We start from the raw sequence: 10,650 nt of genomic DNA on the forward strand, positions 1-10,650 counted from the left end.
GGACAGGGCCTTGCTTGACCTCGGCTGTGCAACCAGTCCGATACATCGGCCTCCTGCCCGCATCGGCCGGGATGCGCATCCCGGCCGATGCAACCAATAAAGCACATCTCGTCCACACAAGCCCGGGGCGACGATGGAGGAGGGAAGCGTGATGTTCGGGTGGGGTGGGAAGCTGCCTTAGCCCTCTTCCCTTTATGGGAGAGGGTTGGGCGAAGGGCCAGCGCGCATCACCTGCCCAAGACCCATTCGCGCGCCCGCACAAAGGCACATCGTTAGAGCTATCGTCGTCCCGGGCTTGACCAGGGACCGGGCTTGCCTGTCCCGGCGGAGGTCAGGCGCCCCGGACAGGGCTGTTGTTTCCCGACCGTTGCCACGCAAGCCCCGCCCCGGGTCAAGCCCGGGGCGACGATGGAGGAGGGACGCGTGATGTTCGGGTGGGGTGGGGAGCGGACGTTGGGCTGGAGCCGCCGGGAACGCACCCCCCACTTCTCAACCTCAGCCCTTGAGACGTTGCCCTCCCGCCTGATCTCGTCATCCTGAACTTGTTTCAGCCGTCATCCTGAACTTGTTTCAGCCGTCATCCTGAACTTGTTTCAGGATCCATGGTGCCTCTCGTTCGGCTCTGGGTTCTCTCGTGAGAGCTTGCCCCTGCGCTTCATCTCCGGCGGCACAGCCCCGGGGCGCGATGGATCCTGAAACAAGTTCAGGATGACGAAGGGCGCGAGGTCGGGATGACGCCGGAAACAGGGTCAGGGGTGACGGTGGTGGAGCGGGGCGGATCATGTCCGCACCGGGGAGGATCCACATGTCCGCTCCCAGGCGAAACCGGGCTGTCCGACCGCCCCCAAGCGGCCCAGGGGGCGGCCTGCCGATTGCCTCTGGAAGTCGCTTGGCCTAGCAGCACTCCGCCATTGGGGGGAGCGAGAGGGCGATGTTCAGCGTGTCGGGGGCGGGCGTGGCCATGCTGATTGGGGTGATCGCGCCGGTCTTCCTGATTATCCTGCTGGGCTATGGGCTGGCGCGGCTGGGTCAGTTCGCCCCGGCGACCATCGCCAGCAATGGCCGGTTCGTGCTGAATGTGCTGACCCCCGCGGTGGTGTTCCATGCCCTGTCCACCGCACGGATCGGGGCGATTGCGCGGCCCGACTACCTGATGGTCTATGCCCTGGCGTCGCTCCTGGCCTTCGGGGCCGGGTTCGTCTGGTTTCGTCATGGCGCCGGCACCCCTGCGGGCACCGGTGTCGCCGCCGTCCGCGCCCTGGGGATGAGCGGGTCCAACACGGCTTTCATCGGGCTGCCGATCCTGACCCAGCTCTATGGCGCGCGGGCGGCGGCGCCGATTGCGCTGAACATGCTGTTCGAAAGCTTCGTGCTGTTGCCGCTGCTGCTCGCCCTGATCGATGCCGGCGGCGGGGAGCGCCGCTCGGCGGGCGCGACCCTCGCGGATCTGGGACGCAACCTGCTCCGCTCCAGCCTGCTCTGGGCCATCATCCTGGGCACTCTGTGCGCCGCGACCGGCTGGCGGCTGCCCGCGCCGCTTGCCCGCACGGTCGATCTGCTGGCCGGCGCCTCGGCGGCGCTGGCGCTCGTGACCATCGGGGCGGGACTGGCCGGGATCGTCCTTGCCGGACGCCGGGCGGCGATCGCGACGGTTGTCGCGGGCAAGCTGCTGCTGCATCCGGTCCTGGTCGTCATCCTGCTGCAGGTCATTCCGATCGACGATCCGATGCTGCGCGCCTCGGCGATCCTGCTGGCCGGGCTGCCGATGTTCTCGATCTTCCCGGTGTTCGGACAGCGCGCCGGAGATGGTGACACCTGCAGCGCGGCCATGCTGCTGGCGGTGGTGCTTTGTCCGGTGACCCTGCTCGCGACGATGCTGCTGCTGGGCGTCCGGCTTTAGCCCAAGCCGCCCTGCCGACCATTCACCGGGCATTCAAGCACGGCTGGCCATCCCGCGCGGAACCCCGGGTCGCGCTGGAGGAAAAGCGATCATGCGTCGATCCGTGGTGTTGGGAGCAGGGCTGGGCGCCCTCACGGCATTTCCGGCGGCGGCGGGCAGACCCGCCCCGCCCGGCACGCTCCCCGGCACGCTGATCATTGCGCCCGACCGGGTGGTCACCGGCGCGGTGAACGGTCAGCCGGCCCGCTTCCGCATGCAGGCCAACGGCACCTCCACCTTGGTGCTCAATCCGGATGCCGCCGCGCGGCTGGGCCTGCGGGGCGGGTGGATCAAGGTGGGGGCCAAGGTGGGGCCGGTGCTGGTTCGCGGGCAGACCGCGGTGACCCGCTATGCCGTGGTCGGACATGACCAGCGCAAGCGGGTCGGCTGGTTCGAACGGCCCACCGCGCCGGGCTTCGATGGCGATCTGGGCCCAGCCTCCGTGCCGCATCCGGTCGTCGTGTTCCAGTTCCGCCCGCCGGTTGCGGGCGAACGGCCCGTGGTCCTCCCGCTGGCGGACATGGGCCTGCGCGGGCTGGGAACCTCGTTGACGATCGGCGGACAGACCATTTTCGTGACCTGGGCGCTGGACCGGCGGGACAGCGTGGCGACCGCGGCCGCCGGCGCGGTGCTGGCGCCTTCGCTGGGCGGGCAGTTCGTCGGAGCGCCCGGGCGGGCCACCTTCGCCTTCGGGGTCGAGCGTCCGGTGCGGCGCCTGCGGCTCGATCGCCCCCTGGCGCTGGGGCCGCTCCGCCTTGACGCCATCCAGGTCCGCACCGCCGACTATGGCAATGTCAGTGCGATCCCGGTGGCCGACAGTGATCCCGGGGAGATCGTGGTGACCGGCTCGCGCAAGTCCGGCAAGGCGCTTTATGCTCTCCAGATCGGGACCGAGGCGATGGCCGGCTGCTCCAGCCTGGTGTTCGACAAACCGCGCCGCCAGATCATCCTCCATTGTCGCTGAGCCAACGAAAGGCCCCGCCGGATCGCTCCGGCGGGGCCTGCGGGCGGAGTGGGTCACTCCGCCAGGTTGAAGCCTGCCTCAGTGCGCCGCGAGCGCGGCGAGCAGCAGCAGGGCAACGATGTTGGTGATCTTGATCATCGGGTTCACCGCCGGACCGGCGGTGTCCTTGTAGGGATCGCCGACCGTGTCGCCGGTCACCGCGGCCTTGTGGGCGTCAGAGCCCTTGCCGCCGTAGTGGCCGTCCTCGATGTACTTCTTGGCGTTGTCCCATGCGCCGCCGCCCGAGGTCATCGAGAGTGCGACGAACAGGCCGCCGACGATCACGCCAAGCAGCAGCGCGCCCAGCGCGGCGAAGCCGTTGGCCTGGCCCGCCACGGCGGTGATGATGAAGTACACCGCGATCGGCGCGAGCACCGGCAGCAGCGACGGGACGATCATCTCCTTGATCGCGGCCTTGGTGACGAGGTCCACCGTGCGGGCATAGTCGGGCTTGCTGGTCCCGGCCATGATCCCCTTGTTGTTGGCGAACTGGTCACGCACGTCGACCACCACGTCGCCCGCCGCACGGCCCACCGCGGTCATGCCCATGGCCCCGAACAGGTAGGGCAGGAGCGCGCCGAGCAGCAGCCCGACGATGACGTAGGGGTTCTCGAGGCTGAAATCGACCGTCACGCCCGTGAAGAACTCACGCAGGTCGGTCGTATAGGCGGCGAACAGCACCAGCGCGGCGAGACCGGCCGAACCGATCGCGTAGCCCTTGGTGACGGCCTTGGTGGTGTTGCCCACGGCATCGAGCGCGTCGGTCTTTTCCCGGACCGAATCGTCGAGCCCGGCCATCTCGGCAATGCCACCGGCATTGTCGGTGACCGGACCATAGGCATCGAGCGCCACGACCATGCCGGCCAGGGCGAGCATCGCGGTGGCGGCATAGGCGATGCCCATCAGGCCCGCCAGCTTGAACGCGATGATGATGCCCGCGACGATCACCAGCGTGGGCAGGGCGGTCGCCTCCATCGAGATGGCGAGGCCCTGGATCACGTTGGTGCCGTGCCCGGTGACCGAAGCCGCCGCGATCGACTTGACCGGGCGGTAGTTGGTGCCGGTGTAGTACTCGGTGATCCAGATGATCAGACCGGTGATGACCAGGCCCAGGAAGGCGCAGTAGAACAGGATCCGGCCGCTGTAGGCGGTGCCGGGGATCATGGTCTCCATATCGCCGATGGCATAGCCGATGGCCCACCAGATCGCCGGGATCGACAGCACCGCGGTCACCAGGAAGCCCTTGTACATGGCCCCCATGATGTTGTTCGAGCTGCCGAGCTTGACGCAGTAGGTGCCGATGATCGAGGTGACGATGCAGACGCCGCCGATCAGCAGCGGCAGCGCCATCATCGGCATCAGCAGGGCGCCGGCGGCCTTCAGGGTGAGGGCGGTCAGCACCATGGTGGCGCCGACGGTCACGACATAGGTCTCGAACAGGTCGGCGGCCATGCCGGCGCAGTCACCCACGTTGTCGCCCACGTTGTCGGCGATCACCGCCGGGTTGCGTGGATCGTCCTCGGGGATCCCGGCTTCCACCTTGCCCACCAGGTCGGCGCCGACGTCGGCCGCCTTGGTGAAGATGCCGCCACCCAGACGCGCGAAGATCGAGATCAGCGAGGCGCCGAAAGCGAGTGCGGTCAGCGCCTGGACCACGGTGCGGTCCTCACCGCCGACGGTGTAGCCCCCCGGCCCGATCAGGTACCAGTAGAACACCGCGATCGCGAGCAGGGCGAGCCCCGCCACCAGCATGCCGGTGATCGCGCCGGCCCGGAAGGCCAGGGTCAGGCCGGCCTGCAGCCCGGTCTGGGCCGCCGCAGCGGTACGCACGTTCGCGCGGACCGACACGTTCATGCCGATGAACCCCGCCGCGCCCGACAGCACCGCACCGATCAGGAAGCCGATCGCCGAGATGCCGCCCAGCGTTGCGAAAATGATCGCCGCAACGACCACGCCGACAATGCCGATGGTTGAATACTGCCGCTTCAGGTAGGCTTGGGCGCCTTCCTGGATGGCCGCGGCGATTTCCTGCATGCGCTCGTTGCCCGCCGGCGCACCGAGTACCTGTCTGCTGGTGATGAAGCCGTACACGACGGCGAGCAACCCCAGGACGATTGCGATCGTGACCAAATTCACGCGCTGCCCCTCCTTATTGTGGATCCTACTCTCGGATGGCGCCCCGCCGTTTCGCAGGGTCGCCGAATCCAAGGGCTATGGAGGATTGCGGCCGCGCGCAACCGTAAATGCGCGTTAAGGCTTTTGCTGGTGGTGGAAGCCCAGGCCCGGCTCTGCGGTCAGATCGACCCCGTCCAGCCGCAGTCGGCCTGCCGCGCCGTCCTGCACCCAGCCGATCGGGCTCCCCGCAACGGGGCAGGGCACTGCGGCGGGCAGGGTGAACAGCAGCTCGTAATCATCGCCCCAGCGGAGGGCTTCGTCACGCCGGGCGGCCGGGCAGTCGAGCGGCACGGCCGCGGCGTCGAGCGCCAGGGTGACCCCGCTCGCCCGGCTCAGCCGCAGCGCGTCGAGCAGCAGGCCGTCGGACACGTCCATCATGGCGGTGACGTGGGGCGCCAGGGCGATGCCATCGGCCAACCGGGGCCGGGGGCGGCGATAGCGCAGGCTGTCGCCCCGGCCCGCCCGCAGGGCCTCGAGGCCGATCATCGCGCCGCCCACCGCCCCGGTCAGCCAGACCCGGTCTCCGGGCCGGGCTCCGCTGCGTGACGGCACCGGCCGGTGCGTCGCCCGGCCGATCGCGGTCAGCCCGAGCGCCTGCGGACCGCTGCCGCCCACCGTGTCGCCGCCGAGCAGCGGCACGGCATAGTGGTCCAGAACCTCGCGCAGGCCGGTAATGAAGCGGTCGTCCGATCCGGCCAGTTGATAGCCCAGCAGGACTCCGACAGGTTCCGCCCCTTTTGCCGCCAGATCCGAAAGATTGGTGGCAACCAGCTTCCAGGCCACGTCGGCGGGATCCTGCGTCGGCAGGTAGTGGACCCCCGCCAGCATCATGTCGTGAGTCAGGACCAGGGCCTCGCCGCCCAGTTCAAGCACCGCGCAATCATCGGCCAGGCCGCGCGCGGCGGGGTGGCCGGCCATGGCGCGCAGGGCGGATATGAAGCTGTCCTCACCGGTCATCGCGCGCCGATCCTACCTGCCGGGGTCGCCGCCGGGAAGCTGCCGGAATCTGCCGACAGGCGCGCTCAGCGCACCGCCCTGGCGACCGCGTCTAGCACACCGTTGACGAATTTTGCCTCCTTGGCGTCGAAGAAGGCATGGGCCACGTCCAGATACTCGCTGATCGCCGTGGCCGTGGGGACATCGGCCCGGGCCAGCAACTCGTAAGCGCCCGCACGCAGGATCTGCAGCATGGTCCGGTCGAGCCGCTCCAGCCTCCAGCCCTCGGCGAGTTTGGTGCCGATCATCGCGTCGATCTCGTCGCGGCGGGCAAGGGTGCCCTTCACCAGATCGTCGAAGAACGGCACGTCGGCGGCGACGTACTGATCGTCCTCGATCTCGGCGCCCAGCCGGTGGCGATGGAACTCGTCGAGCAGCCCGGCCAGCGGGGTCTGCTCCATGTCGTGCTGGTACAGCGCCTGGACGGCGGCGAGACGGGCCGCAGCGCGGGCCCGGGGGGAAAGGGTCATGTCTGGTCCTTGATGCGCAGCTGGCCCAGGTAATCGAGCTTGCCGATTGGCAGGCCGAGGCCGCGAAGCAGGTTGTAGGCGGTCGTCAGGTGAAAGAAGAAATTCGGCACCGCAAACGACAGCAGATATCCGGCGCCGTCGAAAGGCAGCAGGATGCCCCGGGCAGGAATGCTGAAGGTGACGGGCCGGTCTGCCAGTTCGTCGATCTCCGCCGGATCGATGGCCGAGAGGCGCGCAATCGCATCGGCCAGCAGGGTGCGCTGTTCGTCAAGAGTTGTGGCCGGCGGGGTCGGTACGGGCTGGCTGTCACCGGCCCGGCATGCCTCGATGGCACCGATCGAATGGACCACAACCCAGTTCACCTGGTTGGGGAACGGGGCCATATCGGGCACGATGCGCGCTGCCTGGATCGCCGCCTCCGTGATCGTGCCCTCGGTGCAGGCCTGCTGTGCCTTGGCCAGCAGGCCGTCCAGCGCACGCAACTGCTGCAGGAAGGTGGCAATGGTGGCGGCGAACAGCGGTGCAGTCATGGCAATCGGGCTCCGGCAGACGGGCGGAAACGGATAGCGCGCCGTGCGGCGTCGCTCAAATCCCCAGGCGCAGTTCCACCGAACGGGCGTGGGCGGGCAGACCTTCGGCCTCGGCCAGGGCGATCGCGGCCGGTCCGATCGCGCGCATCGCGGCCTCGTCCATCTGGATGAAGCTTGTGCGCTTCATGAAGTCCAGCACCGACAGGCCCGAGGCGAAGCGCGCCCGCCGACCCGTGGGCAGGACGTGATTGGGTCCGGCCAGGTAATCGCCGATCGCTTCCGGCGTGTGCCGGCCGAGGAACACCGAACCGGCATGACGGATCGCCCGGAACAGCGGTTCCGGATCCTCCACGGCCAGTTCGACGTGTTCCGCCGCCAGGGCGTTGGCCAGGGCCGGGGCCTCGTCCAGGCTGGCCACCTCGATGATCACGCCGTGGCTGTTCCAGCTTTCGGTCGCGGTGCGGGCGGTCGGCAGCAGGGCCAGCTCGACCCCGACCTGATCGGCCACGTTGTCGGCGAACAGCGGATCGTCGGTGATGAGGATCGACTGCGCGGCGGGATCGTGCTCGGCCTGGCTGAGCAGGTCGGCGGCGATCCATTCGGGGTTGTTGCGGCCATCGGCGATCACCAGGATCTCGCTCGGCCCGGCGACCATGTCGATCCCGACCACGCCGTAGAGCTGGCGCTTGGCCTCGGCGACCCAGGCATTGCCAGGGCCGGTGATGACGTCGACCGGCCGGATCCGCGCCGTGCCATAGGCCAGCGCCGCGACCGCCTGGGCGCCCCCGATGCGCCACACCTCATCCACCCCGGCAAGGTGCGCCGCGGCGAGGACGAGCGGGTTGACCTGACCCTTGGGGGTGGGGGTCACCACCACCAGCCGACCGACCCCTGCCACCTTGGCGGGAATGGCGTTCATCAGCAGGGACGAGGGGTAGGCCGCGCGACCGCCGGGCACATACAGCCCCGCCGCATCGACGGCGCGCCACACCGCGCCCAAGCGGACGCCGGTTTCGTCGACCTGATCCCGATCAGCCGGCCGCTGCGCCTCGTGATAGGTGCGGATGCGCTGTGCGGCCAGTTCCAGCGCGGCGCGCAGGCCCGGCTCCAGCGCATCGAAGGCCTCGCGGCAGGCCTCGGCCGAAATCCGCCAGTCGGCGTCGTCGGACAGGGCGTGGCCATCGTACTTCAGGGTCAGTTCGGCGAGGGCGGCATCCCCGCGGTTGCGCACATCGTCGAGGATGATCTGCACGTCGCGGGCCACGTTCTCGTCACTTTCGCGGCGATCACGAACCAGGCGGCGGAAGGCCTTGTCGAAGCCGGGGTCACGGGTGTTGAGGCGCAGCATCAGGCAGCATCCCGCTGGGCGACCAGGGCCCGGAACCGTTCGACCAGGGCAGCGACCCGGGCGTCGGTCTTCAAGGCGGCCCGATTGACGATCAGGCGCGCGGTGACCGGCAGGATCACCGATGTTTCGACCAGTCCGTTGTCCTTCAGCGTCCGTCCGGTCGACACCAGATCGACGATGCGGCTGGCGAGGCCGAGCCCGGGCGCCAGCTCCATCGCCCCGTTCAGCTTCACCACCTCGGCCTGGATGCCCATGCCTTCGAAATGGCGGCGGGTCAGGCTGGGGTACTTGCTGGCGACCCGCAGGTGGCTGACCGCGGTCGGCCGTTCCGCCTGCTCGGCCGGTTCGGCCACCGACAGGCGGCAGTGCCCGATGTCGAGATCGACCGGGGCATAGAGATCGGGATAGGCGAACTCCTCGACCACGTCGGACCCGACGATTCCGGCCTGGGCGGCGCCGTGGGCGACGAAGGTCGCCACGTCGAAGGCGCGGACGCGGATGATCCGCATCGCACTGTCGACGCAGGCGAACGACAGGGCGCGGGATTTCTTGTCGTGGAACTCCGCGTCGGGCACCACTCCGGCTGCGGCCATCAGGGGCAGCGCCTCGTCGAGGATGCGGCCCTTGGGCACCGCGAAGGTCAAAGGGAGCGGCGTCGGGAGATGCGGCTGGGCGGACATGGTCCGGCCTCTAGGCATGGTTGGGAGAAAGGGCAAGAACATGGGGGATGGCGAAGGGCAGGAGCCGGGCGCGCCCGCGGCGATCTCGCTGGAGACCAGGGACCCGCGCGAGGGCATTGCCTGGCAGGCGGAACACTGCCGGCGCAACGGCTCGCCGCTGACCGGGCGGATCGTGGCGGCCATGCTGCCGCTGCTCGACGGCCCCACCGCGGTCGGCCGGCGAATGGCATTGTGGCCGGGCCGGGTGCTGGAGGCGGCCATGCCGCTGCGCCTGGCCGGAGGGCTCCACTGGCTGCACCTCAGCGGGGCCGAGCCGATCCTCGCGCCGGTCTATCGCGGCGAGGTGACCGATCAGCCCGCGATCGATGCCATCGTCGGCGAAGCGGTGGCGCGGCGCGATGCGCAGCTGCTCGGCTGGTTCGATGGTCCGCCCCAGACCAACGAGGCGGGGCGATCGGGTGCGCTGATGGGCGGGTTGCTGTGGTTGGCGGATCGCTTCGGACCGGGCTTCGAGCTGCTGGAAATCGGGGCCAGCGCCGGGGCGAACACGATGATCGAACGCTACGCCTATGACCTGGGCGGCGTGCGCTGCGGCCCGGCGGGCGCGGCCGTGCTGATCCGGCCGGACTGGCAGGGCCCGCCCCCGCCGCAGGCCGAGGTGCGCATCGCCGCGATTGCCGGTTGCGACAGCGCCCCGATCGATCTGGCCGATCCGCAAGCCGCGCTGCGGCTCAAGAGCTACGTCTGGGCCGACATGACCGATCGGCTCGAGCGGCTGGACGCGGTCATCCGCCTGGCGCGGGCCTGCCCGCCATGGGTCTTTCGCGCCGATGCGGCGGACTGGGTCGAGCACCAGTTCTCCCGCCCGCAGACCGCGGGGCTGACGCGGGTGCTCTACCATTCGATCGTCTGGCAATACCTTCCCGCCGAGGCCCGCCAGCGGATCACCGCCGCGCTGGAGCTGGCCGGAAGCCGGGCCGATGCCGAGCGGCCGCTGGCCTGGCTGACGCTGGAGACCAACCGCAGCACCTTCCGGCACGAATTGCGCGTGCGGACCTGGCCGGGTGATGGCCAGGAGGTCCTGCTGGGCGAGGCCCATGCCCATGGGCAGTGGGTGCGCTGGTTCGAGGGCTTGTGAGCGGGTTCGTATGGTCGGATTTCGTCCAGGAGCGGACATCCAGACCCTCCCCGCACCGAGCAAACGACCACCCCCTAATCGTCGCCCCGGGCTTGACCCGGGGCAGGGCTTGCATGGCAATGGCCGGTGAAGAACAGCCCTGTCCCGGGTCAAGCCCGGGACGACGAGGGGAGAGTGGTGTAGACAGATTTCGATGACCGTTTGCGCCTGAGAGCGGACGTTGAGATCCTCCCCCGTTTTGCGCAGCACAACGGGGGAGCAACCGTCTAGGCGAGAGCCCATTTCTGCTTGTTGCGGATCATGGCGTTGAGGGCTGTGATGAGTTTTCGCATGATGGCGACGAGAGCGACCTTTGGGGGTTTTCCTGCGGT

The 10,650-nt window shown here is 69.2% G+C and carries 9 protein-coding genes and 1 pseudogene; 3 read left to right on the forward strand and 7 right to left on the reverse strand.

Features of this window, described 5'->3' with window-relative positions:
* Positions 1–931 precede the first annotated feature (931 nt).
* Together H7F49_RS18190 and H7F49_RS18195 are read left to right on the forward strand one after the other, a co-directional pair.
* The gene (locus H7F49_RS18190; protein WP_185684986.1) at positions 932–1,900 is read left to right on the forward strand and encodes an AEC family transporter; all 969 of its coding nucleotides are present in this window, start codon (positions 932–934) and stop codon (positions 1,898–1,900) included.
* 91 nt (positions 1,901–1,991) lie between these two features.
* On the forward strand, positions 1,992–2,903 hold the full coding sequence (locus H7F49_RS18195; RefSeq protein ID WP_185684987.1) for a hypothetical protein: 912 nt from the start codon (positions 1,992–1,994) through the stop codon (positions 2,901–2,903).
* Positions 2,904–2,981: 78 nt separating this feature from the next.
* Here H7F49_RS18195 and H7F49_RS18200 read toward each other — a convergent pair whose 3' ends face one another.
* From H7F49_RS18200 to hisG, 6 genes are all read right to left on the reverse strand, one after another.
* Positions 2,982–5,078, reverse strand: a complete 2,097-nt coding sequence (locus H7F49_RS18200; protein ID WP_185684988.1) for a sodium-translocating pyrophosphatase — start codon at positions 5,076–5,078, stop codon at positions 2,982–2,984.
* A 114-nt stretch (positions 5,079–5,192) separates the two neighbouring features.
* Positions 5,193–6,074, reverse strand: a complete 882-nt coding sequence (gene thiL / locus H7F49_RS18205) for a thiamine-phosphate kinase (RefSeq protein WP_185684989.1) — start codon at positions 6,072–6,074, stop codon at positions 5,193–5,195.
* 65 nt (positions 6,075–6,139) lie between these two features.
* A complete protein-coding gene (gene nusB, locus H7F49_RS18210; RefSeq protein ID WP_185684990.1) occupies positions 6,140–6,583 on the reverse strand; it encodes a transcription antitermination factor NusB in 444 nt (147 codons plus the stop codon).
* Positions 6,580–7,113, reverse strand: a complete 534-nt coding sequence (locus tag H7F49_RS18215) for a DUF1993 domain-containing protein (RefSeq protein ID WP_185684991.1) — start codon at positions 7,111–7,113, stop codon at positions 6,580–6,582. The genes nusB and H7F49_RS18215 overlap by 4 nt, the downstream gene beginning before the upstream one ends.
* Positions 7,114–7,168: 55 nt before the next feature.
* Positions 7,169–8,461: a histidinol dehydrogenase gene (gene hisD, locus H7F49_RS18220; protein ID WP_185684992.1), complete on the reverse strand. Its 1,293-nt coding sequence runs from the start codon at positions 8,459–8,461 to the stop codon at positions 7,169–7,171.
* The gene (gene hisG / locus H7F49_RS18225) at positions 8,461–9,141 is read right to left on the reverse strand and encodes an ATP phosphoribosyltransferase (RefSeq protein WP_185684993.1); all 681 of its coding nucleotides are present in this window, start codon (positions 9,139–9,141) and stop codon (positions 8,461–8,463) included. The genes hisD and hisG overlap by 1 nt, the downstream gene beginning before the upstream one ends.
* Positions 9,142–9,157: 16 nt before the next feature.
* Between hisG and H7F49_RS18230 the strand changes: the two genes are divergently transcribed.
* Positions 9,158–10,279 (forward strand): DUF2332 domain-containing protein, encoded by a 1,122-nt coding sequence (locus H7F49_RS18230; protein WP_235982320.1) that lies wholly within the window; start codon positions 9,158–9,160, stop codon positions 10,277–10,279.
* A gap of 266 nt (positions 10,280–10,545) precedes the next feature.
* On the opposite strand, the pseudogene H7F49_RS18235 reads toward H7F49_RS18230, so the two are convergent.
* A pseudogene (locus tag H7F49_RS18235) lies at positions 10,546–10,650 on the reverse strand (IS110 family transposase); the annotation flags it as partial.

The sequence above is a fragment of the Novosphingobium aerophilum genome (assembly GCF_014230305.1).
Lineage (GTDB): Bacteria > Pseudomonadota > Alphaproteobacteria > Sphingomonadales > Sphingomonadaceae > Novosphingobium > Novosphingobium aerophilum.